Here is a 23,202-nt window from a genome sequence, read left to right on the forward strand (position 1 = left end):
CTCACGCCGGCCAGGTCTTCGCCACCATGGTCAGCACATCGTATTGCGCGACGAGCTGAGCCTCCTGGTTGCTGACCGCACAGTCCCACCGTACCTCGCCATAGTTTTCCGTCTCGCGCGGATTGATCTGCTTGCAGGTCAGCGTCACCTGCAGCGTGTCGCCCGGATTGACCGGGGTGAGGAAGCGCAGCGCATCGACGCCGTAATTGGCGAGCACCGGGCCCGGCGCCGGATCGACGAAGAGGCCGGCGGCGAACGACACGATCAGGTAGCCGTGCGCAACGCGCCCGTCGAAGAACGGGTTCGCCTTGGCGGCGTCCTCGTCCATATGGGCGTAGAAGGTGTCGCCGGTGAAATGGGCGAAATGCTCGATGTCCTCCAGCGTCACCGTGCGCGAGGCCGTGACGAGCTGGTCGCCGATCTCCAGTTCGGCGAGCGACTTGCGGAAGGGATGGATGCCGTCCTGCCGTGTCTTTGCACCCTGCATCCAGCGCCCAGTGACCTCCGACAGCAGCCAGGGCGCGCCCTGCACGGCGGTGCGCTGCATATAGTGCTTGACCGAGCGCATGCCGCCCAGCTCCTCGCCGCCGCCGGCGCGCCCGGGGCCGCCATGGACCAGCACCGGCAAGGGCGAGCCATGGCCGGTCGAGGACTTGGCGCTGACGCGGTTGCCGAGCATGACGCGGCCATGCCAGGGGCCGAGCGCCTCGACGGCCTCGCGTGCGAAGCCGGCGTCATTGGTGAAGACGGAGGCGACGAGACTGCCCTTGCCGCGCCGTGCCAGCTCCGCGGCCTCCTCGGCAGTCTCGTAAGGGATGATCGTGCTGACCGGGCCGAAGGCCTCGACATCATGCACGGCCTTGGCTGAGCCCGGCTTGTCGCAATAGAGCAGGACGGGGCTGAGGAAGGCGCCGGCCTCGGCATCGCCAGAGGTCAGCTTCGCCTGCCTCGGATCGCCGGCGACGATCTCGGCATCCCCCTGCAGTTCGGCGATCCGGGCGCGGACCTCGTCGCGCTGCGCGAGGCTGGCGAGCGGGCCCATCCGGGTCGCTTCCTCGCCGGGATTGCCGAGCGCGGTCCTGGCGAGACGCTCGCCGAGCGCCTTGATCAGCGGCTCGACCGTGGCACGCGGCGCGATCACGCGGCGGATCGCCGTGCATTTCTGCCCGGCCTTCACCGTCATCTCGCGGGCGACCTCCTTGACGAAGAGGTCGAACTCCTCGGTGCCGGCGACCGCATCGGGGCCCAGGATCGCGGCGTTGAGCGAATCCGCCTCCATGGTGAAGCGCACGGAGTGCTCGACGATCGCCTTGTGCGTCTTGAGCTTGCGGCCGGTGGCGGCCGAGCCGGTGAAGGTCACGACATCCTGGCAATCGACATGGTCGAGCAGGTCGCCGACCGAACCGCTGATCAGTTGCAGCGCCCCCTTGGGCAGGATGCCGGTCGCGATGATCCGGCGCACCATCAGTTCGGTCAGATAGGCGGTCTGGCTCGCCGGCTTGACGATCGCCGGCATGCCGGCGAGCAGTGTCGGCGCCAGCTTCTCCAGCATGCCCCAGCAGGGGAAGTTGAAGGCGTTGATATGGATCGCGACGCCTTCCAGCGGCGTCAGGATGTGCTGGCCGGAGAAGCTGTTGTCGCGCGAGAGCGCCTCGACATCGCCATCGACGAGCGTGCGCGTGTTCGGCAGCTCGCGCCGGCCCTTCGAGGCATAGGACAGCAAGGTGCCGACGCCGCCTTCGATGTCGATCCAGCTATCTGTGCGCGTCGCGCCGGTGGCGGTCGAGAGGGCGTAGAACTCCTCCTTCGCCTCCATCAGCGCCTGGCCGAGCGCTTTCAGCATCAGGGCGCGCTCATGGAAGCTGAGCTTGCGCAGCGCCGGACCGCCCTGCTCGCGGCCATGGATCAGGGCGCGCTTCATGTCGAGACCGCTGGCATCGATCAACGCGACTTCCGCCCCTGTCGCCGCATCGAGGAGCGGCACGGCCTTGCCGGCGCCGCGGACCCAGTCCCCGGCGATATAGGATTCGAGCTGGCGGACGGTCTTCACTGGCGCGTTCATCCCTTGAGATCCCTTGTCGGTCGCGGTGTGCGGCTTGTCGCCGTCGTCGGTTGAATGTGCTGGTCAGGCCATGCCGATGGCGTGCAGCAGCTTGCCGACCTGCCGCTCCCAGGCGGCGGCGAGTTCGGCATTGCCGGTATGGCGCAGGCCGAACTTCCTCTGCGTTTCGAAATGCGCCGAACTGCCGCGGCCGAAGCTCGCGGCGACGCGCGGGCGCCAATAGGCGAGCGCTGCGGCAATCTGCGGCCGGTTGCCTGCATCCTCAAGTAGCTTGCGCAAACCTTCCTCGCCCAGCTCGGTGTGCCGGCGCTCTCGCGGCAGGATGGCGCGGAAGATCTCGGCCAGCGGCTGGTAGGAAAGCCCGGCGAATTCCTCGATCTGGATCACCACGGCCTGGCCCATCAGCACGTTCATCAGGACCGCGTCGAGCCAGCCCTGCAGCGGGTAGTGCAGCACGGCGAGCCGCATGTCGGCGCCGTGGCGGGCCGCGCCGAGATCGCTGTCGCGCGCCACGCGCTCGGCCCAGGGATGGTGGTTGGCATAGCGCGAGATATCGGCGCCGAACTCGCCCATCACGGCGAGCACGCGCTCGGCGTGGTCGAGTTTTTCCAGCACGATGCGGGAGGCGGCGATGCGCTCCTTGATGCCGGGCCCCTGGTTGATGATGTCGGCGAAGCCAGCGGCGCCCGCGAGCTCGCTGTCGACGAAGGTCGCCATCAGCCTGAGCAGTTCGCCGCGATAGCGCGGCGGCGCGTTCTCGGGCGTGGTCAGCTTGCCGCCCTGCGCCAGATAGTCCTCGAGCGGCATGGTGTCGGCGTCACTGGTCATAGGTCACCACCACCCGGTCGGAGAGCGGATAGCACTGGCAGCTCAGCACATAGCCCTGGCGGACCTCGTAGTCCTCGAGGGCATGGTTGGTCGCCATCTCGACCTCGCCCTCGACGACCATGGCGCGGCAGGTCGAGCAGACGCCGGCCTTGCAGGCATAGGGCGCATCGAGGCTGGCACCGAGTGCAGCCTCCAGGATGGTCTGTCCGGTCTTGGCCATCTCGATCACCCGCGTCATGCCGTCGAGCGTGATCGTCGCGGTGCAGGTCGCGGCCTTGCCGTTGTCGACAGCACTCTTGACCACATGCTTGCCGCGGCGCGGGGCGGAGGCGAACAGCTCGAACTTGATCTGGTCGTCGCGCAGGCCGTGCTCGCGCAGCGCCGCCGCGATCGCCAGCATCATCGGCTCGGGACCGCAGATGAAGGCCATGTCGATGGCGGCGATGTTGATCCAGCCCTTGAACAGCCTGGCGCATTTCTCGGCGTCGATGCGGCCGGAGAAGAGCTCGACCTCCTGCGCTTCGCTCTCCAGCACATGCACCACGTTGAACCGGCCGAGATGGGTGTTCTTGATGTCCTCCAGTTCCTCGCGGAACATGATCGAGTTGATCGAGCGGTTGCCGTAGACCAGCGTGAAGCGCGAGCCCGGCTCGCGCGCCAAGGTCGTCTTGATCAGCGAGAGCACCGGCGTGATGCCGCTGCCTCCGGCGAAGCCGAGATAATGCCGCTTCTCCTCCGGCTTCAGCGGCACGTGGAAGGCGCCCATAGGTGGCATCGCCTCCACCATGTCGCCGGGTTTCAGCTCCTCGTTCGCCCAGGTCGAGAAGGCGCCACCATCGACGCGCTTGATGCCGACCTTGAGCACGCCCTCGTCCTTGCCGGCGCAGATCGAATAGGAGCGGCGCAGCTCCTCGCCCTCGAACTCCCTTCGGAACGTCAGGTACTGGCCTTGGGTGAAGTCGAAGGCGGCGCGGTCCTCAGGCCGCGGCGCGAGCGTGACGACGACCGCATCGCGCGTTTCGCGGCGGATATCGGCGACCTCCAATGGAAAGAAGCGTGCCATCAGATGCTCTTGAAGTAGTCGAAGGGTTCGAGGCAGTCGGTGCAGCGGAAATGCGCCTTGCAGGGCGTCGAGCCGAACTGGCTGATGCGCTCGGTCCTTTGCGAGCCGCAGCGTGGGCAGGAGACCTGAAGCGGCACCAGCGCGCCGGCGCAAGCGGCCGTGCCCTCGACTGGCGGAGCGATGCCGTAGTCGCGCAATTTGGCGCGGCCCTCAACGCTGATCCAGGCGGTGGTCCAGGCCGGCGACAATTGCCGCTTGAGCCTGAGCTTCTCGATGCCATGCTCGCGCAGGCCGCGCTCGATCTCGAAATTGATGACGCCGGTCGCCGGGCAGCCGGAATAGGTCGGCGTCACCGTCACCTCCAGCAGGTCATCGACCCAAGCGACATCACGGATGATGCCGAGATCGACCAGCGAGATCACCGGGATCTCGGGATCGGGAATCTCGCCGAGCCAGGACCAGATCTCGGCGACGGCCGGGCGGGAGATGGTGGCGGCGTCCATCAGCGCCTCCTCACCAGCTGGCGCCGGGATAGGCGCGCTGCAGGAACTGCATCTCGGCGAGGATGTAGCCGAGATGCTCGGAATGGACGCCGCGCCGGCCGCCCTTCTGGACGAAGCTCTTCTCTGGCGCCTTCAGCGTCGCCTCGGCGAAGGTGGTGCCGACATGCACCTGCCAGGCGGCCTTGAGCAAGCCCGGCTCCGGTGCGAGGCCCGCCGACGCCAGCTCGTCGTCGACCGCATCGGCGAGGAACATCTCGCCGGTATAGGGCCAGAGGAAATCAACGGCCGCCTGCATGCGGGCATGGCTTTCAGCCGTGCCGTCGCCAAGGCGGATGACCAGATCGGCGCTGCGTTCGAGATGATAGGCGACCTCCTTCGAGGCCTTCTCGGCGATCTCTGCGATGCGCCTGTCGGCCGAGCCGATCAGCGCCTTCAGCAGCGGCAGATGCCAGGCGTCGAACAGGTATTGCCGCATCAGCGTGCGGCCGAAATCGCCATTAGGCTGCTCGACCAGCAGGAGATTGCGGTAGCCGGAGACGTCGCGCAGGAAGGCGAGATTGTCGGGCGTGCGGCCCTTGCCCTCGGCCTCGCAGGCGAGCCCGAGCCAGAGCTGGGTCTGGCCGATCAGGTCGAGCGCCGTGTTGGCGAGCGCGATATCCTCTTCCAGCGCCGGGGCATGGCCGCACCATTCCGAATTGCGATGGCCGAGGATCAGGCAGCTGTCGCCCATGCGCAGCGCGAACTCGGCGACCGCCGCAGAAACCGCAGAGGAAGAGGCCGGGGCGCTCATCACATGTGCCCCACTTCGTCCGGTACGTCAAAGAAGGTCGGGTGCCGGTAGACCTTGGCGTTGGCGGGATCGAACAGCGGCCCCTTGTCGGACGGCGCGCTGGCGACGATGTCGGCCGAGCGCACCACCCAGATGCTCACGCCCTCATTCCGGCGCGTATAGACGTCGCGGGCATTGAGGATCGCCATCTCGGCGTCGGGCGCGTGCAGGCTGCCGACATGCCGGTGGTTGAGGCCATGCTGGCCGCGGATGAAGACCTCCCAGAGGGGCCATTCGCTCGACATCATCAGCTCCCTTCCGTCGGAGTGTTACTCGGCCGCGATGCGCGAGGCCTGACGCCGCGCCGCCTGCTTGCCGGCATGGGCGGTGAGCCCATCGCGGAACCAGGCGCCGTCGTTCCAGGCCTTGCGGCGCGCTTCCAGCCGCTCGCGATTGCACGGGCCCTCGCCGGCGATCACAGCGAAGAACTCGGTCCAGTCCGGCTCGCCGAAATCATGGCCGCCCTTCGCCTCGTTCCACTTCAGCGCGGGATCGGGGACGGTGAGGCCGAGATACTTGGCCTGGGGCACGGTCTGGTCGACGAATTTCTGGCGCAGCTCGTCATTGGAATCCTGCTTGATGTTCCAGGCCATCGACTGCGCCGAATGCACCGAGGCGTCGTCCGAGGGGCCGAACATCATCAGCGACGGCCACCACCAGCGGTCGAGCGCGTCCTGCGCCATCGCCTTCTGCTCTGGCGTGCCCTTGCTGAGCACGGTCATGATGTCGAAGCCCTGGCGCTGGTGGAAACTCTCCTCCTTGCAGATGCGCACCATGGCGCGGGCGTAAGGGCCGTAGGAGCAGCGCTGCAGCGGCACCTGGTTCATGATCGCCGCGCCATCGACCAGCCAGCCGATCGCGCCGATATCGGCCCAGCTCAGCGTCGGATAGTTGAAGATCGAGGAGTACTTGGCCTTGCCGGAATGCAGCTGCTCGTACATCTGGTCGCGGCTGATGCCGAGCGTCTCCGCCGCGCAGTAGAGATAGAGGCCATGACCGGCCTCGTCCTGGACCTTGGCGAGCAGGATCGCCTTGCGCTCCAGCGTGGGCGCGCGGGTGATCCAGTTGCCCTCGGGGAGTTGGCCTACGATCTCGGAATGGGCGTGCTGGCTGATCTGGCGGATCAGCGTCTTGCGATAGTCCTCCGGCATCCACTCCTTCGGCTCGATCTTCTGGCCGGCGTCGATGCGCTGCTGGAAGGCGCGCTCCTGCGGCTCCATCTCGTCGAGGCTGCGGACCCGCTTCGCCTCGGTCTTGACCATCTGGGCATACATCGGCTCGCCTCCTGTTCCGCCTCGCGCGTCAGACGCGCTCAAGGATCACTGCAATTCCCTGCCCCACCCCGACGCACATCGTGCAGAGGGCGTAACGCCCGCCGCTGCGTTGGAGCTGCCACATCGCCGTCGTCGCCAGGCGGGCGCCACTCGCCCCCAGCGGATGGCCGAGCGCGATCGCGCCGCCATTCGGGTTCACCTGCGGAGCGTCGTCCGGCAGGCCGAGCTCGCGCAGCACCGCAAGTCCCTGCGCCGCGAAGGCCTCGTTCAGCTCGATCACTTCCATCTGGCCGAGGTCCAGCCCGGCGCGCTGCAAGACCTTGCGCACCGCTGGCACCGGGCCGATGCCCATGATGCGCGGCGCAACGCCGGCGGCCGCCATGGCGACGACGCGAGCACGCGGCGTCAGGCCGTTGGCTTTCGCGGCTGCCTCGCTCGCGACGATCAGCGCCGCCGAGCCGTCGTTGACGCCCGAGGCATTGCCGGCAGTGACGCTGAGATCGGGGCCGTTGACGCCTTTCAGCTTGGCCAGCTGATCGAGCGTCACATCCGGACGCGGATGCTCGTCGCGATCGACGATGAGTGGATCGCCCTTCTTCTGCGGCACGGAGACCGGCGCCATCTCCTCAGTGAAGCGGCCGGCGGCCTGAGCCGCGGCCCAGCGCTGCTGGCTGCGCAGCGCGAACGCGTCCTGGTCGGCGCGCGAGACGCCGAAATCGGCGGCGACATTGTCGGCCGTCTCGGGCATGGAATCGATACCGAAGGCCTTCTTCAGCTTCGGATTGACGAAGCGCCAGCCGATCGTGGTGTCGTAGACCGCATTGGCCCGCGAGAAGGCGGCCTCGGCTTTCGGCATGACAAAGGGCGCGCGCGACATGCTCTCGACGCCGCCGGCGAGCATCAGCCCGCAATCGCCGGCGCGGATCGAACGGGCGGCAAGCCCGAGCGCATCAAGGCCCGAGCCACAGAGCCGATTGACCGTGGTGCCGGGCACATCGACCGGCAGCCCGGAGAGGAGGACAGCCATGCGCGCGACATTGCGATTGTCCTCGCCGGCCTGGTTGGCGCAGCCGAGAATGACGTCGTCGACTTGGCTCCAGTCCACGGAGGGATTGCGCTGCATCAGCGCCGTGAGCGGGATGGCTGCGAGATCATCGGCACGGACGCCGGAAAGCGCCCCGCCATAGCGGCCGACGGGCGTGCGAACCGCATCGCAAATGAAGGCGTCCGCCACGATGTCTCTCCCCGCGTTTCGCCGCTTTGTTTTTATCAACCGACCGGTCGGTCATTTAATTGCACGAATTCGAGGAGAGATCAACCGGCCGGACGGATTGCCGCAACAGGCCACGCTATAGGTCTAGAAGCGAGACCCCGAGGCGCGACGTCGATGAGAGGTTGGCCGCCTGCCACCATGCCGGTAAAGCGCCGATGGAAACCGCGATCAATACCCGTATCCTCGCCTACGGCGCGGAGAGCACGCAACGGGACAGGGCTCGGCAGCGCGCCGCTGAACGGCCTGAGGGGTCCACTGCCGCCACTTTCGGCCGTGTCATCTTTGCCTCTTCCGTCCGAAATTAACTTTCTGGTAAGAGGTTCGGGTTTCCTTGCCGGTGACGATGGCTCGCTGATTGCGGCAGCCGAGATCCCGTAATCAGGAGGTCACCGCATGAAGCGGACCGCGATCGCTGCAGATGCCGTTCGTTCTCTCGACAAGAGCCGCCACGGCCGCACAGCGATCCCGCTTCTGATGGCTCTGGCCGCGCCGGCGCTGGCCGCCTGCAGCACCGCCCCGGTCCAGACCGCTTCGACGACGACGGCCGGCCCCGGGACGACGACGAAGCAGGCCCACGAGACCCGCAAGCGCGCGATCGAGCTGGCCAAAGCCGACCCGCGCGAGCGCGAATGCCTTGTCCGCGCGATGTATTTCGAATCGAACCGGTCGAGCGAATCAGGCCTGCTTGGCGTCGGTACCGTCGTGATGAACCGGGTCGGGGCGCCGCGCTACCCCGAGACGATCTGCGGCGTCGTCGGCGCACCGCGCCAGTTCGCCCCGGGCGTGCTGACCCGCCAGATGGTGGCGCGCGACCTGCCCAAGGCCGAGGCCGCCGCCGACGCCATCCTCGCCGGCAAGCGCAACGAGGCTGTCGGCAATGCCAAGCATTTCCACATGGCCGGCCTGCGCTTCTCCTACGCCAACATGCATTACGTGACGGTGGCTGGCGGCAACGCCTTCTATGTCAAGGGCGAGCGTCCGGAGCGCCGCCGCATCGAGGAGCCGAGCTACCAGCTGGCCGCGGTCACCGCGCCGGCGCCAGTTGCCGCCAGTGCCTCGTCCGTTCCGACCTCCTTCGCCAATGCGCCGCTGGCCTTCGCTCCGGAAGCCCCTGCTGCCGCCGAACATGCCAGCCCGGCCACACATATGGTCAGCAAGGCGACGTTGCCGCCGAGCCGGCCCTTCGATCTCGACATGCCCAAGAGGCTGGCGCGGACCTTCATCGCGCCGCCGAAGAGCGACGCCCGGATCGCGGCGCTGATGCCGAGCCCCCGCGGGCTGCGTGGCAGCGTGGCTCAGGACTGAGCTGTACTGCGGGTCTGGCAACCGACTGGCCGGCCGGATCACATCGGGCCGGCGTCGACCTTGATGCGCTCGGAGGTGATCGAGGAGGCCTGGTCGCTCGCCAGGAACAGGGCGGCGCGCGCCACCTCCTCCGGCTCGACCCAGCGCTTCAGCGCCGCCTTGTCGGTGTAGTTCGCCCGGACGATCTCCTCCGCCGGCTGGTTCTCCTTGGCGGCGCGGGCAGCGATGACCCGCTGCATCAGTTCCCCATTGACCGCGCCTGGGCAGAGCGCGTTGACCCGGATCCCGTGGATGCCGACCTCCTGTGCGACGGCCTCGGTGATGCCGATCACTGCGAACTTCGTCGCGGCATAGGCGCTGCGCAGGCGAGTCTTCATTCGGATACCCTTCCCCCCGAGTGTCGTATCCGACGTTTCCCCGTCAGATCCCAGAGCGATCCTGACGGCTTTCTGACGCGGGGGCGCGCGCCTCGGCTGATTTCGAGATGTGAAACGGCGGGACTTCCGGCCATATCCGGGAACGGGAGTGCCATCATCCGATGATCGACATCGGCACGGCAGACCATGCAGACATCCGCCCAGTCCAGCTTTCGCAAGCGCCTCGTCAGCGGCGCCTTCCTGGCGGGGAGCTTCGTCAAGACGCCGAGCCCGCATGCCACCGAGATCCTCGGCAATAGCGGCTTCGACTTCATCGTCGTCGACCAGGAGCACGCCCCCTTCGACCGCGTCACCACCGACCTCGTGCTGCTGGCGGCGCGGGCAGCCGGCATCGCCGGCGTCGTGCGCGTCCCGACGCTGACGAGCGACGCGATCCAGGCCTCGCTCGATTGCGGCGCGGTGGGGATCCTCGCCCCGCATGTCGCGAGCGTCGCTGATGCGCAGGCGCTGGTCGCCGCCTGCCGCTATCGCGGCGGCAAGCGCGGCTTCTCCGGCGTTACCCGCGCCGGCCGCTATGGCGGCAGCAAGATGTGGGACCTCGTCGACGCCGCCGATGCGGCGGTGGCGACGATCGCGATGATCGAGGATCCGTCGGCGCTGGCTGAGATCGACGCCATTCTCGCGGTCGAGGGGCTCGACGCCGTTTTCATCGGCCGCGGCGACCTCACCGTCGCGCTCAGTGCGCCGACCCGCGACGCGCTCGAAGTCCGCGACGCCGTCGATGCGATCCTGCGGGCCGCCAAGAAGGCCGGCAAGCCGGTCTGCGTGATGACCGACAATGGCGAGGAATCCGCGGGGTTCGCCGAGCGCGGCGCCAGCGCCTTCATCCTCTCGTCCGACCAGGGTTTTTTGCGCAAGGCGGCGAGCGAAGCTCTTGGGCAGATGCAGGCAGCCAGGAGCCGGGTCGAGAACCCCGGCGCGCGCTAGGAGAAACGGACCCGTGAGCTATCCCTCCAGCGAGCCACGCTCGAAGCTCGCCGCTCCGGCAGCGGCGAAGGCGGTCCCGGTCAAGGCCTATGCCGGCGCCGACTATGAACACCGTACTCTGCTCGCATCTCGGGCTGGTAGGCTCACCGCGCCCGATCGACGGCTATCGCGAAATCGTCGGCCAACCTGCTCGACCTGCAGTTCACGGAGGCCGAGATCAAGCGGCTGACCGGCGGGCATGCGGCGGAGTTGCTCGGTTTGGAGGCGGCCGCCTGATAGAAAGCCCACGGAACTGGTGGGAAGTCCGCTCGCGCCCTTGCGGGCACTCAGCGAACGAGGTTCGGGGGCAATGGCGGCTCTTCGCTGAGCAGCGTGATCCGCACCCGTCGGTTCGGCGAGATGTAGGGATTGTCGGGGAAGACCGGCTCGGTGTCGGCGCGCCCCACCACGGAGGCGAAGCGGTCATTGGGGAACCCTGCACCCGACAGGATTTCGCGCACGGCGAGCGCGCGCCCGGTGGTCAGGCTCCAGGGATCGACGCCAGCCACCGCGCCCGGGCGCGTGGCGGCCGTGTGGCCGGTGATAGCCAAGCGGTTGGGCAGGCGGCGCAGAGTGGGCGCGAGCGTCTCCAGCACACGACGGGTGCTCGGATAGGGCTGGACGGAGCCCTCGGGGAACATGGAGCGGCCGGACTCGTCCATGAGGGCGACATCCAACCCCTCCTTGGTCGGCTCGATGACGATACTGCGCGACAGATCGGCGATTTCGGGCATGCTCTGGAGCGCCTGCCGGAGGCTGGCGATCGCGCTGTGGCTGGCCTGCTGGCCGGCGGCCGAGCGGTTGATCTCGCGGTCGCCGGCGCCGCCAGCGCTGGCCCGGCGCACCTTGTCGTCCGGCTTGGAGGTCCCTGTCGCCACCTCGCGCGGCGGCGACGGCTTGCTGCCCGATTTGTCGAGCGCGGTACCCCACAGCATGCCGCCGGCGCCACTGGTGCTGGGGCTCAACGACCCCGGCGCGAAATACTCCGCCAGGCCTTCCTTCTGCTCCTGCGTCGTCATGCTGATCAGCCACATCAGCAGAAAGAACGCCATCATGGCGGTCACGAAGTCCGCATAGGCGATCTTCCAGGCGCCGCCATGATGCGCATGAGCGGCCTTCTTGACCTTCTTGACGATGATCTGCTGGGCGGGCTTGCTCATCTAAGTCCCTGCTTGAGATTGGGCCGGTTCTAGAGACTGTCAGTGACCATGCGAACGAACAGGCTTCAGGCGGCCAGTTTGGCGGTAGCCGCTTCCACTTCGCTGAAGGTCGGGCGGACGTCGCTCATCAGGGCCTTGCGGGCAAACTCGACCGCCATCACCGGCGGCTGGCCGCTGATATGGGCGAGGAGACCCGCCTTGAGCGACTGGAAGTATTTGGCTTCCGCCTCGAAGGTGCTCTTGAGCGACGCCGCCATGGGCGCGAAAAAGCCGTACGCGACGAAGACGCCGAAGAAGGTGCCGACGAGCGCGCCGCCGATCAGATGTCCCAGTACCTCCGGCGGCTCCTTGATCGCCCCCATCGTCTTGATCACGCCGAGCACGGCGGCGACGATGCCGAGCGCCGGCGTTCCGTCGGCGAGCGACTGCATGGCCGAGACGAGACGCTCCTGCTCCTGATGGTGCGTCTCCAGCTCCTCGTCCATCAGTGCGTCGATCTCGTGGGCGTTGTTGGCGCCCAGCGTCAGCATCCGCATGTAGTCGCAGACGAACTCGACGGCATGATGGTTCGCGGCGAATGTCGGGAAGGCATTGAACAGCGTCGATTTCTCGGGATTTTCAATGTGTTCCTCGACAGCGAGCATGCCCTTCTGCTTCACGAGCTTGTACAGGGAATACTGCATTCCCAGCAGCTCGACATAGCATTCCTGCTTGTACTTGGAGCCCTTCATGATCGTGCCGAGCATGGACGGCACGGCCTTGAGGACCGGCGCGGGATTGCCGATGACGAAGGCACCGATCGCTGCACCGAGGATGATGACGAACTCGAACGGCTGCCAGAGGACCAGGACGTGTCCACCCATGGCCGCGTAACTGCCGAAGACGCAGACGAAGACAATGATTGCGCCGACGATCAGCCGCATGGTGTGTCACCCTCGCACCGCAGCAGCTACAGCCCGCGCGAAGCCACCACTCCCTTGAAGGAAATGACTGATCAAGGTTAAGGGCGAGTTAGGGGCATGGCAGGCTTGGGGCGACAAATTGGCCCAGGGGTGCAAATCGGTCCGATCGCGACATTCGTCACGTCAGGCAACCCGATCAGCCAAAGCCGAATGGAAGACGGGAGCACGGCCCAGGCGAAGCCCGGGCCAAGCTCTGCAGCGATTGTCCGGACACTAGGCAGGGGCGGTGCACCTCCCTCGGGAAAGCGCCGCCGATCTGCAGCGCAGCCTCGACCTCTGGAGCCTGATCGGCGCGTTCAGCATGGAGGGAGGAGCGCTCGCTGGTCTCGGTCGCCAATTTCGACACGGTCTCGCTCTCGATGGCGCTCGACATCGCCCGCCTCGTCTTCGCGCCGGTGGTGACGGCCTCGGCAGAGCGCGTCGCCAAGCAGGTCGATTCCTTCTGGTCGGGGCTGACGGTCGGGCTGATCGAAGAGGATGGCGTCGGCCTGCCAGGCTTCAACGGCCTCGCCCAGTTCCACAAGGCGATTACCTCGGAGGCGCGGCTGGCAACGGCTCCGGTGGTTCAGGAGTTCGCCAGCTCGAGCCACTCCAACGGCAATCTCGACCGGGCGGGCATGGCGACCTTCGCGGCGCGCAAGACGATGGAAGTGGCGGGGCTGTCCGGTCGATCGCCGGGGTCGAGCTGCTGGTCGCGGCCCAGGCGACCCAGAGCCGCAAGGCGACGCCGCTCGGCGAGGCCACCGGCAAGCTCTTCGCCTTGGCGCGCGAGGCCGTCCCCTTCGCCGCGGCCGGCGACCGTGCCGCATCTCGATCCGCTGCTGCGGCATGTCGAAGCGAGGCGCAAGGAGATTGATCCCCTTGTCGGCGCGGATGGCTGAGCGTTCACGCCCCCACGGCGTAACTGGCGTGGTCGATCGCGTTGACGGCGCGAACCTCGCCGGAGGGCTCACTGCTGGTGCCCGGACGGCGATTTAGGCGGACCCGCCGCGGCTCGCCGGGCGCGAGATGGAACCAGCTGTGTTCCGGCCGCCAGGCGTGATCGACGATCTCGACCGATTGCGCGAAGCGCTGGGTCGAGAGGACGAGGCTCCAGTCGTCGCCCTCGCACTCCAGCTTTGCGGCGAGCCCGCAATGATGGCGCTCATGGCCGCGCCCGAGCGGGAAATGAAAGGCCTCGGCCAGGACCTTGCCGCTCGCAGCATCGCGCAGCACCGCCGAGGTCACGTCATGGCCGGGCGGGCCGAAGCGATAGGCATAGGCGATGTCGAAGAAGCGGCCGATCAGCTCAAAGGCGGAGAGTGTCGTCGCCGAGTGCGGCGCGAGCGCGACCTCGCGCTTCGCCTGGACGACAGCAACTTCACCGGCACGCCAGCAAGTCAATTCGACGGTCGCAGTCAGCGGCTCCGGGCACTCGTTCAGGACATGCAGGCCGAGGCCGTTGACGCCCTCGTCGGTCAGCGCGAGCTGGACCGGGCGGAAGGCGCGGGCGAGCCCGTGCCAGGCCGATTTCGGTTCGCCGTCGCTGGCGATCACGCCCCAGCCGGCGCCGGGTTGCAGGTCCTGCAGGAGCCAGACCAGCGCACCCCGCGTCGGCGAGGCCGGCCGGCGCCATTCGGCGAAGGTTTCCTCCATCACCTCAGCGACGACCGCCCGCGACAGGGCGAAATAGCGCTCCGGGTCCTCTCGCCGCAAACGCGCCGGTTCAAGCCCGTAGAGCCGTTCGAGATAGTGGTCGCGCACATCCTCGAAATCCCAGGAGGCCCCGGCATCACGCGGGACGGCACGCTTCCAATCGGGATGATGGGTGATCGCCGGCGGCTTGCCGGGGCGCAGCGAGACCTCCTCCGGCACATTGGCGAAGGCGAGACTCTCGGCGGCGAAGCGGACATTGGCGCGGCGGGCATCGTCGAGCCCGCGCATATAAGCGCCGACCCCGTAATAATGCGTCACGCCCTTGTCGGCGACGAAGGGCAGCGGCCCGCCCGAGGGCGAGTTCGGGACATAGGCGATGTCCGGCCTGAAAGTGGCGACCGCATCCGGCAGCACCTCGTCGAAGACAGGGCCGGACCAGGCTTCGGCCGGCGCGCCCAGCATCGCCGACTGCTGGAAGACCTCGCTGCCGCCGCAGAGCACGGCGAGGCTCGGCGAGCCCTGCGTCCGGCCGAGCAGCGCTTCGACCTCCGTCGCGATCGCGGCACGAAAGCCGGCATCGCCCTGCGGATAGTCGAAATTGGCGAGCATCATCTCCTGCCAGACCATGATGCCGAGTTCGTCGCAGAGCGCGAAGAAGGCCTCGCCCTCATAGGTCATCACGCCGGGCAGGCGGATCATGTTCATGCCGGCCTCGCGCGCCAGCCGGAGCCAGGGCTCATAAGCCGCGCGTCCGCCGGCCAGCGTGGTGACGTCGGCATTGCTCCAGCAGGCGCCGCGGCAGAACACTGGCACGCCGTTGACGATCAGGCCGAAGCCCTCGTCATCATCGCCGCGATCGACTTCGAGCGAGCGGAAGCCGATGCGGCCGAGATCGATCGTCTCGCCATCCAGCATGAGCGTGAGAGCATGCAGCGCCGGCTCGCCATGGGTGTGCGGGAACCAGGGCGCGATGCCGGGCACGGACAATGTGCCAGCTAATCGACTGTCACCATCCGGGTGCAAGGCCGCTTCGTCGCCGGCGCAGCGCATAGTCGCGCGAGCCGGCAGCGCCACGTTCTCGGCCAGCGTGAGACTGAGCGCGATGGTGCCGGTCTGCCCATCATAGCGCGTGCGCAGATCGACGGCTTCGAACCGCGGCGCATTCGCCTCGCTCTCGATCCGCAGCACCGGACGATACGGCCCGGTCGGCAGGCCGGGCGGGCACCAGCCCGGCATCGAGCCGAGCGCACTGGTGCGGAACCAGCGCAGGCCGTTGGGCTGGATCATTGCCAGGCGCCAGCGGGAACGGCGCGGAGCCGCAGCGAGCTTCGGCACGAGCGCACGGAAGCACAACGCGATCTCGGTTCCGGCCGGGCAATCGACGGCAAGCTCAACGGGCGCGAACATCGAGGCGTTGTCGGCCTGCTTGACGCCGCCGACCCAGATCTCGGTAACGGTCGCCAGCCCCTCGAAACGCAAGCGTCCATTCAGGGCTTCCGTCAGCCGCGTGCGATACCAGTGATCCTGCTGGCCGATCGCATTGGCGCTGGCATCGTCGAGCCGGCCGAGGGCGCGCAGCGTCCCGGCGACCGTGCCGGGTACTGCGGCCTCCTGCCAATCGCCGGCCTCCGGCAGATCGGCGGGCGTTGCGGCGGCATCGGCAGCCGTCGCGAGCCAGGACCAGCCTGCGAGCGGCTCTAGCCGTTCACCGCTACGCGCGACGATGCGGGCCATGGCTCAGCCGGGGAAGCGCTGCCCGAGCGCCTCGCTGACCTGATCGTGCTCACCGACGAGGCCGGCGACGGTCGCGTCGAAACGCTCGAAGCGCTTCTGCTTCATCGCCCTGGCGAGATGGAACTGCGCCACCTTGGCACCCTCGGCGATACGCAGGGAACCATCGCGGGCGGCCTCCAGCCCATCGACCGACTGGCTGAGCCAAGTCAGATGGCTGGCGAGCAGTTCGAAATTGGCGCCGAGCTGGCGCAGCGTGTTGAAGGCGTAATGGTGGAACGCCGAGCCCGGGCGCTCGGCCAGCGCCTCGGCCTGCGCGGTCGCGACTGCCCGAAAGGCTGCGACGGGATTGTCGCTCGGCCGGCGCGCGACATGGCGGGCGAGCAGCCTCAACGCGGCAGCGCGCAAAGCCGCCTCGTCCGGCCGACGCTGCGGCAGCCGCACCATCTCGGCATAGGGGAAGAGGGTGTCGTCGTGCATCTGTCCAGGCAGCAGCCGGAACAGCCCGTCGAAATCCTCACCTTCGGCCCGATGCAGGCCGTCATTGTGGAAATAGTCGAGCTCGCGGGCGGCGCGGTCGAGCCGGTTCACCGCGATCGTCGTCTTGCCGTGGCTGTCGCGATAGGAGACGCCTCGGGTATCGGGCATGTAGAAGGAATCGAGTTCGAGCAGGACGAGACGGCCGAGCCCGATCTGCTGCTCGATATGGCCGATCAGATCGTCATAGAGCGCGAGTTCGGTCACCCTGAGGCCGTAGAGCGCCTCGAGGTCATCGAGCGGCGGCTTGAAGAAGGTGAACTGGTCGCCCTCGAAATCCTGCGTGATCGTGAAACCGAAGGCCGCCGCCGGCTCCAGGCCGAGCGCGTGAAGGATCTCGATCCAGAGATCGGCATAGCAATTGGTCTGCGGCCAGTGCCGCTCGCCGGCATGCATGGCATGCCGGTCATAGGCGAGCGGATCGACCGGCAGGAGCCGGCCCGCCATGGCGGCGGGCGCGGCGATCTTGTGCTGGGCCGTCATCGCGCTCACGGCCAGAGAACGTTGCGGACCGAAGCCGGCCAGCGCTCGACGTCGTAGCCATGGTGCTTGAACAGGGCGAGGGCGACCCGCTCCATGCCGAAGCCGACGCAGGCGGTGTGGGCGGTTTCGCCGGCGGCGGTCTGGATGCCCCAAGTCGTGCCGAAATGGTCCTGATGGTAGTTGAAGGAGAGGCAGGCGGTCGGCTTCTCCTCGCTCTCGATCGGGATCAGGAGCTCGAATTTCAGGCGCTGGTCGCGCTGGTTGTTGGCGAGCATGCGCCCGGCGCGGCCGAAGAACGGATCGTTGGCGACGTCGAGATTGAGCGGCACGCCGAGCGAAGCCATCATCGCCTGGCCACGGTCCAGCCAGGTCGCTCGGAACTCGGTGACCTGCTCGGGCGTGCCGAAGCGGACATATTCGCGCATCCGGAAGAGCTGCATCCGGGCCGGGTCCTTCGAGGGCTCGTGCCGGAAGCAGTAGGATTGCAGGTCGAACAGCGCGCCCTCAGTCTTGAGCGGGCCGCGCTTGGCGACGACCGGATAGAGGGGATAGCAGGCTGCCGGGGTCAGAACGACCTCGGTCGAGATCTGCCCGTCGGTCCAGTCGACGCCGTCAGCCACATTGTGCAGCAACTGGGCATGGGCACGCTCGTCACCGGCAAAGGAATGCACGGTGCCGGCGAGCTGCGGGAAGCTCTTGAGATAGCCGCTCTTCTCGAAATGCTTGCGGCTCATCGCCGGCGGAAAGCGCACGATCTCGGCGCCGTCCTGCCCGCCATGGCGGGTGATCAGGTCGTCGAAGCGGGCGATGACCTCCTCGAACAGGCCGCTGCGGCCATAGAGGCCGTCGACGCCGGTGTCGATCAGCAGGCCGCTATCGATCAGTTCCGCGAGGAAACCCTGCGGCTGGGGGCAGTTCTGGCACATGCGATCACCTGGAAAGGCTGGGGTCGTGCTTGTAGACCGCCAGCAGGTTGGAGGTGTTGCCGAGGACTCGGTCGTTGTTGATCATGATCGGCGCTGAGAGCGCATCGCGCATCAGCCGCGCCAGGCTGGCCGGGCTGTCATTGCGATAGCCCTGGATGCCGCAGATCAGGAAGGCCTGCATCACGATCTCGCCGACGCTCTGCGAGGCCACGACCTTGATGCTGTTCATCGCCACGACGAAGCCCATCGAGGAGAGTTCGTCGGCATCGCCGCGGGCGCGCTCGTAGCGGTCGAGCCCGGCGACGACCAGCGCCTTGAACTGCTGCAGGCGGGCGAGCAGCTCGGCCAGGCGCAGCGCGCTCGGCGGTGTCGAGCCCGGGCGCTTGCGCGCCTCGCTGCGCACAAAGCCCTCGGCACGGGCGACGGCCTCGGCCGCGATGCCATACCAGACCGAGGCCCAGAGCAGATGCGCGTTGGGGAGCATCGACTGCGCCGCGATCTCGGCGAAGGAGACCGGGATGATCTGCTCGGCAGGCGCGCGCCCGGAGAAGGTGAAATTGTCGGAGCAGGTGCCACGCATGCCCATCGTGTCCCAGGCGGCGCTGCGCTCCAGCGTGTACTGGTCCTTGGTCAGGACGGACATGACCTGGTCGGAGGGCGGGGCCTCGGGCGTGCGCCTGGAGGTGATCAGGATGGCGTCGGCCTGCGCGCCGTAGGAGATCAGGCAGCCTTCCTTGTCGAGGGTGAAGTCGTCGCCTTCGCGCACCACGCCGCAGATCGACGAGCGCAGATCGCCACCGACCCCGCCGCCCTCGGTTGTGGCCGAGGCGAGCAGGAGCTGCTCGCGAGCAATGCGCGCCATGAAGCCGGCGTGCCAGGGATCGTCGTTGCAATGCACGACCAGGCTCGACGCCTTGATCTGGTGCATCGCGTAGATCATGCCGGTCGAGGCGCAGGCCTGAGCCAGCACAGAGCAGATCTCGGCGATGGTCGCGTGGCTTGCCTGCTCGCCGCCATGGGCCGCCGGGATCATGATGCCGAGAAGGCGCTCGCGCTTCAGCGCCTCGAAGGCCTCGTGCGGGAAGCGCGACTTGGCATCGACATCGCCGGCATGCTCGGCCGCGATCTTGGCGATCTTGCGCGCCTTGGCGATCATCGCCTTCTGCGCCTCGGCGCTGGCGCCGGACGCCTCCGACGTGAGCTGGTAGCCGGCTTCGGCCAGGCGGGCGAGCGTCGTCATCAGACGTGCTCGCTCTGGATGGTGCGGATCGCGCTCTCGATCGCGGCGATCGAGGCGAAGTTGCGCCGGTTCATCATGTTGTCGGGGAATTCGACCTCGAAGGCCTCTTCGAGCGCCATCATCAGCTCGACCGTGCCGAAGGAGGTCAGGCCGGCATTATAGAGATCGGCCTCGTCGGCGAGGGTTGCGACATCGACCGGCAGCTTGCCGGTGGTCTTGAGGATTTCGCGGATCCTGGTCTTCATCTTTCGGTCCTGCCCTGTCTGATGCCATCGCTGCTGCGGTGCAGCCCCGTCTTGGCTCCGTCCTCGGCGTGCGGCGGCAAACGCTGGCGCAGGGCGCTCGCGATCACCGTATGGACGCTTAGGTCGGTTGGTTTGACGCCGTGTTGTTCGTTGCGTCAGGCCTAACGCATAAAATTTAAAGTTACCTTGCGCCTGCCGTAGAATGACTGGCGGAAGCGTCGCACAGCCGGACGTCTGGAGATGTGGTAAACGGCGGATTGCCGCGAATACTCGATTTTCAGTGAATTCAGCCGGGCGCTGCCGCGGAATAGTTGACAACCATGCTGCGCTCGGCGACCGGTGCGGGCTCAGGCCCGGCATCGGCATCACTCGACCCCGTCATGAACCAGAGCAGGGCCGCGGTCTTGATCGAGTAGACGGAGTCGCTGACGATCATCAAAAGGCAGATATAGGTCGCGACACAGACCTTGAAGCGCCAGGCTCGCGGCGACTTCTCCGGCGCGAAGATGAACAGACTCCAGAAGCCGATGACGCCGAAAAGCCCGATCTGGTTCAGCGAGTAGGCATAGCCGGAGTCCGACAGGAAAGGCTTGTCGGGCGACAGGCCGAAGACCGCGGCCGGCGACAACGAGGTGATGAGGCGCGACGTCCAGAGCATGCGGCCGGCGAAGTTGTTCTGCCAGTTCACCTCGGCGCTGACGAAGCCGTAGATGGCAAAGCCGATCAGCATGACGAAGGGCGCCACCAGCCAGACGAAGCGCGGCGTGATCGGCGCGGCGAGATAGGCGACGGTCGCGACGATGCAGACATTGGCGCCGAAGCGGGAATCGCTGAGCACGATCGCGGTCATGCCCGCGGCCATGGTCAGCCAGCGCTTGGCCATCTGCGGGCGATTCAACGCCCAGATATAGAGGATCGCGCCGAAATTGCCGGTCGAGATCGGCTCGAGGAAGACCGAGGAGGCCCGGTGCGGCCCGAGGAATGGCAGCAGCGTCCGCGAATCCGGCCTGAGGCCGCTGGCGAAAAGCGCGCCGGTCTGGCTGCTGACGTCGCTCGGCGCCACCGTGCCGCGCGCGACATAGTATTTGATGATGTTGAAATAGGTGACGTAGAGGTCGAGGGCGAGGAACTCGAACAGGCCGAAGACGACAACGATGAGCCCACTGATCAGGGCAGCGCGATCGGCCAGGCGCGGATCGTTGCAACTCTTGCCGAGCAGATAGAAGGCGACCGGAATCAGGAAGTCGCGCACCGCCTTGGGGTCGATCAGCGGCCGCATCGCCATCAGCAGCACGGCATAGGAGAAGAACACCGCCAGCAGCAGATAGGGCGCGGCGTTGCGGCCGAGGCCGAGATAGAGCGCGGTCGCGACCAGCACGACCTCGCACCCCATCACCATGGTGTCGTTGATGCCCATGACGTTGGTGTTGATGAAGCACAACGCCATGTTGAAGGTGAGCGCGCCGATCAGCAGGGCGAGCGGCAGGACCGGCATCGGGCGGGCGGGATCGAGGCCACCGGCCATCGCCGCCTGGCTGCTCACGCGGCCGCCTGCGCCGGACGGCGCAACCAGCGCGACGCCAGGCCCCGCACGCCGGTTCCGGAATCCTCGGGGACGACGAGTGCGACGATATGCTCGCCCACCGGATCGATCGCAGCGGCCTGATCGACGAGGCTGCGCGGCGTCTCGCCTGCGAGGGACGAGGCGAGGACGATCGCATCCGGGCGCGCGCCTGCCTTGCCGTCCGAAGGAGAGGTTTGCCGCATGATGATGAAATTGCGCCGCCGCCCGGGCTTGGCCGTGGCCGAGGCGGCTGGCTCGATCCGGCGGATGTTCATGTCGCGGCCCGAGCCGTCCTGGCAGAGCAGAACGCTCTCGCCATGCGCCGCCAGGCTGTTGGCGAGATGCTCGGCGAGCGCCGCCTGCGTCGCATCGTCGACCGAGCCCGCGATCATCACGGAGGCCGGCAGATGCGGGCCGAGCGTCCGCTGCAGCAGGCGTGTCACAGGTATGAGCGCATCCTCGCGACGGGCGGCAGCGGCCGGCAGCGACACCACCGTGCCGACCCCGATCGCCCGACCGGCGGCTTCCGGCGTCAACGCTGCCATCGGCTTCAGTCGCTCGGGGATGATCCGCGAGGATGGCAGCCATTCCAGCAGATAGGCGATGCCGAGGCCGGCGCAGGCGCCGAAAAGCAGGGCTGCGGCGAGCACGATGGGAGCGGGCGGCTTCGTCGGCTGCGCCGGCGCGACCGCTTCCGACAGCATGCGCGAATTATTGGTCTCGATCCGCTTCTGCTGCTCCAGCTCCTTGGCGCGCTGCAGCGAGGCACTGTAGACGACGCGCACCGCCTCGGCCTCGCTCTCGAGCTGGCGCAGCTTGATCTGCGCGGCGCCGCTGACCTCCTGCGACTTGGTCAGCTCCGTCGCCCGTTTCCTGAGATTGGCGAGATTGGCCTCGCTCTGGCGATAGCTTTCCTGCACGGTCGAACGCAGGCGGGCGAGCTCTCCGGACAGCAGCCTGCGCGTTTCGGCGAGCTCGGCCCGGATCTCGATCAGGCGTGGATGCTGCGGCGCGAGCGTCTGGGCAAGGCTCGCCGCCTCGCGCGCGCTCTGGGCGTATTGCCCCCTGAGCGAGGTCACCACCGAGGAGGTGAGCGCCTCCGGCAGGGTGTCGGACAAGGGATCGCGGCTCTGATAGCGGGCGAGCTGGTCGCGCCTTGCCTGCTGGCGCGCAAGCTCGGCCTCCGCCTGGCTGATCTGGCCATAGAGGTCGCGCAATTGCTGGGAGACGATGAGCCCGCCCTCGCCCGTGCTGACGAGGCTGTGCTGGCTGCGGAAGCTCTGGACGGCGCGCTCCGCCTCGTCGAGCTGCGTGCGCAGGCCGGCGATCTGGCCGATCAGCGAGATGTTGGCGCGCTCGACGACAGCACGGCGGCCATCATTGCCCTGGCGGAAATAGGCCTGGGCCAGCCCATTGGCGATGTCGGCCGCCTTTTGCGCCTGCGGATGCGAGACGGTGATGCGGAAGACCAGCGAGTTGTCGACGCGCTGGATCACGATCGCCTTCTTGAGCGCATCGACCGCCTGGGCCAGGCGCTGCTCCGGCGTCGGCTGCACGAGCTTGCCGAGCAGGCGCGAGACCAGCCCCGGCGGCCGGACGAAAGCGGGATCGTTCTCGAGGTCGAGCTCCTCGATCAGCTGGCGCAGCACGCCGGTGGAGGTCATCACCAGCGCCTGGCTGTCGACATTGGCGAAGTCGATCGAGGCCGAGGTGTCGGTGCGCACGATGTCCTTGCCGACGACCTGCAGCGCCTGCGGGTCGACGAGCAGTTCGGCGGTCGCGCGATAGACCGGGACTTGCACCGCAAGATAGGCGAGCGCGAACAGGATGCAGATCGCGGCACTGGCGATCACCAGCCAGCGGCGGCGGCGCAGCAGCTGGAGCAATTCGGACAGACTGAAAGCGGCGGAGTCGCGGTCCTTCGCCGGCGCCTCCTCCCGTCTCCCCGCCTCGAACGCAGCCGACACCACAAGCCTCCTCGATCCGGCCCGGCACGGCGCATCCACGGCCGGACGCGCCGACGGCTCGGCTGGAATTCCACCGCGCATCCTGCCGAGGCGTAGTTAACATTTCGGCAACAGACTCAGGGCGATTTGATTCAAGTATTCAATCAATCAGCTCGCCGAAAATTAACTACACGGCCAAAGCATTTTCAAAGAGCTGTTCCGCTCCGGGGACG

At 67.4% G+C, this 23,202-nt stretch carries 21 protein-coding genes; 3 read left to right on the forward strand and 18 right to left on the reverse strand.

Going from position 1 to position 23,202, the window contains the following annotated elements:
• Position 1: 1 nt before the first annotated feature.
• The 8 genes from paaZ to pcaF form a co-directional block, all read right to left on the reverse strand.
• Complete coding sequence (gene paaZ / locus CXY91_RS19435; protein WP_100962871.1) at positions 2–2,062, reverse strand: phenylacetic acid degradation bifunctional protein PaaZ; 2,061 nt, start codon at positions 2,060–2,062, stop codon at positions 2–4.
• A gap of 63 nt (positions 2,063–2,125) precedes the next feature.
• Positions 2,126–2,890 (reverse strand): Phenylacetic acid catabolic protein, encoded by a 765-nt coding sequence (locus CXY91_RS19440; protein WP_248307558.1) that lies wholly within the window; start codon positions 2,888–2,890, stop codon positions 2,126–2,128.
• A complete protein-coding gene (gene paaE / locus CXY91_RS19445) occupies positions 2,880–3,953 on the reverse strand; it encodes a 1,2-phenylacetyl-CoA epoxidase subunit PaaE (RefSeq protein ID WP_091833174.1) in 1,074 nt (357 codons plus the stop codon). The genes CXY91_RS19440 and paaE overlap by 11 nt, the downstream gene beginning before the upstream one ends.
• Positions 3,953–4,456, reverse strand: coding sequence for a 1,2-phenylacetyl-CoA epoxidase subunit PaaD (gene paaD / locus CXY91_RS19450; protein WP_091833171.1), 504 nt, complete (start codon positions 4,454–4,456; stop codon positions 3,953–3,955). Before paaD ends, paaE begins: the two co-directional genes overlap by 1 nt.
• 10 nt (positions 4,457–4,466) lie before the next feature.
• The gene (gene paaC / locus CXY91_RS19455) at positions 4,467–5,246 is read right to left on the reverse strand and encodes a 1,2-phenylacetyl-CoA epoxidase subunit PaaC (protein WP_100962872.1); all 780 of its coding nucleotides are present in this window, start codon (positions 5,244–5,246) and stop codon (positions 4,467–4,469) included.
• A complete protein-coding gene (gene paaB, locus CXY91_RS19460) occupies positions 5,246–5,530 on the reverse strand; it encodes a 1,2-phenylacetyl-CoA epoxidase subunit PaaB (protein ID WP_038360406.1) in 285 nt (94 codons plus the stop codon). Before paaB ends, paaC begins: the two co-directional genes overlap by 1 nt.
• Positions 5,531–5,554: 24 nt before the next feature.
• On the reverse strand, positions 5,555–6,559 hold the full coding sequence (gene paaA, locus CXY91_RS19465) for a 1,2-phenylacetyl-CoA epoxidase subunit PaaA (protein WP_100962873.1): 1,005 nt from the start codon (positions 6,557–6,559) through the stop codon (positions 5,555–5,557).
• Positions 6,560–6,587: 28 nt separating this feature from the next.
• Positions 6,588–7,793, reverse strand: a complete 1,206-nt coding sequence (gene pcaF, locus CXY91_RS19470; protein ID WP_100962874.1) for a 3-oxoadipyl-CoA thiolase — start codon at positions 7,791–7,793, stop codon at positions 6,588–6,590.
• A gap of 432 nt (positions 7,794–8,225) precedes the next feature.
• Here pcaF and CXY91_RS19475 point away from each other — a divergent pair, with 432 nt between their 5' ends.
• Positions 8,226–9,137 (forward strand): cell wall hydrolase, encoded by a 912-nt coding sequence (locus tag CXY91_RS19475; RefSeq protein WP_248307559.1) that lies wholly within the window; start codon positions 8,226–8,228, stop codon positions 9,135–9,137.
• A gap of 38 nt (positions 9,138–9,175) precedes the next feature.
• Here CXY91_RS19475 and CXY91_RS30990 read toward each other — a convergent pair whose 3' ends face one another.
• Entirely contained in the window at positions 9,176–9,514 is a 339-nt protein-coding gene (locus CXY91_RS30990; RefSeq protein ID WP_248307560.1) for an SDR family oxidoreductase, read from the reverse strand.
• A gap of 186 nt (positions 9,515–9,700) precedes the next feature.
• Between CXY91_RS30990 and CXY91_RS19485 the strand changes: the two genes are divergently transcribed.
• Entirely contained in the window at positions 9,701–10,501 is an 801-nt protein-coding gene (locus CXY91_RS19485) for an HpcH/HpaI aldolase family protein (protein WP_100962875.1), read from the forward strand.
• A gap of 326 nt (positions 10,502–10,827) precedes the next feature.
• On the opposite strand, the gene CXY91_RS19490 is transcribed toward CXY91_RS19485, so the two are convergent.
• Positions 10,828–11,700, reverse strand: a complete 873-nt coding sequence (locus tag CXY91_RS19490; RefSeq protein WP_091833156.1) for a flagellar motor protein MotB — start codon at positions 11,698–11,700, stop codon at positions 10,828–10,830.
• A 65-nt stretch (positions 11,701–11,765) separates the two neighbouring features.
• Complete coding sequence (motA, locus tag CXY91_RS19495) at positions 11,766–12,623, reverse strand: flagellar motor stator protein MotA (RefSeq protein ID WP_091833153.1); 858 nt, start codon at positions 12,621–12,623, stop codon at positions 11,766–11,768.
• 359 nt (positions 12,624–12,982) lie between these two features.
• Between motA and CXY91_RS19500 the strand changes: the two genes are divergently transcribed.
• A complete protein-coding gene (locus CXY91_RS19500) occupies positions 12,983–13,543 on the forward strand; it encodes an aromatic amino acid lyase (protein ID WP_158673504.1) in 561 nt (186 codons plus the stop codon).
• A 4-nt stretch (positions 13,544–13,547) separates the two neighbouring features.
• Here CXY91_RS19500 and CXY91_RS19505 read toward each other — a convergent pair whose 3' ends face one another.
• From CXY91_RS19505 to CXY91_RS19535, 7 genes are all read right to left on the reverse strand, one after another.
• Complete coding sequence (locus CXY91_RS19505) at positions 13,548–16,031, reverse strand: glycosyl hydrolase 2 galactose-binding domain-containing protein (protein WP_100962877.1); 2,484 nt, start codon at positions 16,029–16,031, stop codon at positions 13,548–13,550.
• Between the two features lie 3 nt (positions 16,032–16,034).
• Positions 16,035–17,048, reverse strand: a complete 1,014-nt coding sequence (locus tag CXY91_RS19510) for a DUF1839 family protein (protein ID WP_248307564.1) — start codon at positions 17,046–17,048, stop codon at positions 16,035–16,037.
• A 5-nt stretch (positions 17,049–17,053) separates the two neighbouring features.
• Positions 17,054–17,974, reverse strand: coding sequence for an amino acid--[acyl-carrier-protein] ligase (locus CXY91_RS19515; protein WP_100962878.1), 921 nt, complete (start codon positions 17,972–17,974; stop codon positions 17,054–17,056).
• Between the two features lie 4 nt (positions 17,975–17,978).
• Positions 17,979–19,214 (reverse strand): acyl-CoA dehydrogenase family protein, encoded by a 1,236-nt coding sequence (locus CXY91_RS19520; RefSeq protein WP_282569388.1) that lies wholly within the window; start codon positions 19,212–19,214, stop codon positions 17,979–17,981.
• Positions 19,214–19,459 (reverse strand): acyl carrier protein, encoded by a 246-nt coding sequence (locus tag CXY91_RS19525; protein WP_091833139.1) that lies wholly within the window; start codon positions 19,457–19,459, stop codon positions 19,214–19,216. Before CXY91_RS19525 ends, CXY91_RS19520 begins: the two co-directional genes overlap by 1 nt.
• 286 nt (positions 19,460–19,745) lie before the next feature.
• Positions 19,746–21,002, reverse strand: a complete 1,257-nt coding sequence (locus tag CXY91_RS19530; RefSeq protein ID WP_100962879.1) for a UDP-phosphate alpha N-acetylglucosaminyltransferase — start codon at positions 21,000–21,002, stop codon at positions 19,746–19,748.
• On the reverse strand, positions 20,999–22,990 hold the full coding sequence (locus CXY91_RS19535; RefSeq protein ID WP_158673500.1) for a GumC family protein: 1,992 nt from the start codon (positions 22,988–22,990) through the stop codon (positions 20,999–21,001). The genes CXY91_RS19530 and CXY91_RS19535 overlap by 4 nt, the downstream gene beginning before the upstream one ends.
• Between the last annotated feature and the right edge of the window lie 212 nt (positions 22,991–23,202).

Source organism: Allobosea sp. FBZP-16, assembly GCF_002831785.1.
GTDB classification, from domain to species: domain Bacteria; phylum Pseudomonadota; class Alphaproteobacteria; order Rhizobiales; family Beijerinckiaceae; genus Allobosea; species Allobosea lupini.

Coding starts and splice junctions, on each gene's coding strand:
- paaZ (WP_100962871.1), bottom strand. CDS start 2,062: ATGAACGCGCCAGTGAAGACCGTCCGCCAGCTCGAATCCTATATCGCC.
- CXY91_RS19440 (WP_248307558.1), bottom strand. CDS start 2,890: ATGACCAGTGACGCCGACACCATGCCGCTCGAGGACTATCTGGCGCAG.
- paaE (WP_091833174.1), bottom strand. CDS start 3,953: ATGGCACGCTTCTTTCCATTGGAGGTCGCCGATATCCGCCGCGAAACG.
- paaD (WP_091833171.1), bottom strand. CDS start 4,456: ATGGACGCCGCCACCATCTCCCGCCCGGCCGTCGCCGAGATCTGGTCC.
- paaC (WP_100962872.1), bottom strand. CDS start 5,246: ATGAGCGCCCCGGCCTCTTCCTCTGCGGTTTCTGCGGCGGTCGCCGAG.
- paaB (WP_038360406.1), bottom strand. CDS start 5,530: ATGTCGAGCGAATGGCCCCTCTGGGAGGTCTTCATCCGCGGCCAGCAT.
- paaA (WP_100962873.1), bottom strand. CDS start 6,559: ATGTATGCCCAGATGGTCAAGACCGAGGCGAAGCGGGTCCGCAGCCTC.
- CXY91_RS19475 (WP_248307559.1), top strand. CDS start 8,226: ATGAAGCGGACCGCGATCGCTGCAGATGCCGTTCGTTCTCTCGACAAG.
- CXY91_RS30990 (WP_248307560.1), bottom strand. CDS start 9,514: ATGAAGACTCGCCTGCGCAGCGCCTATGCCGCGACGAAGTTCGCAGTG.
- CXY91_RS19485 (WP_100962875.1), top strand. CDS start 9,701: ATGCAGACATCCGCCCAGTCCAGCTTTCGCAAGCGCCTCGTCAGCGGC.
- CXY91_RS19490 (WP_091833156.1), bottom strand. CDS start 11,700: ATGAGCAAGCCCGCCCAGCAGATCATCGTCAAGAAGGTCAAGAAGGCC.
- motA (WP_091833153.1), bottom strand. CDS start 12,623: ATGCGGCTGATCGTCGGCGCAATCATTGTCTTCGTCTGCGTCTTCGGC.
- CXY91_RS19505 (WP_100962877.1), bottom strand. CDS start 16,031: ATGGCCCGCATCGTCGCGCGTAGCGGTGAACGGCTAGAGCCGCTCGCA.
- CXY91_RS19510 (WP_248307564.1), bottom strand. CDS start 17,048: ATGACGGCCCAGCACAAGATCGCCGCGCCCGCCGCCATGGCGGGCCGG.
- CXY91_RS19515 (WP_100962878.1), bottom strand. CDS start 17,974: ATGTGCCAGAACTGCCCCCAGCCGCAGGGTTTCCTCGCGGAACTGATC.
- CXY91_RS19520 (WP_282569388.1), bottom strand. CDS start 19,214: ATGACGACGCTCGCCCGCCTGGCCGAAGCCGGCTACCAGCTCACGTCG.
- CXY91_RS19525 (WP_091833139.1), bottom strand. CDS start 19,459: ATGAAGACCAGGATCCGCGAAATCCTCAAGACCACCGGCAAGCTGCCG.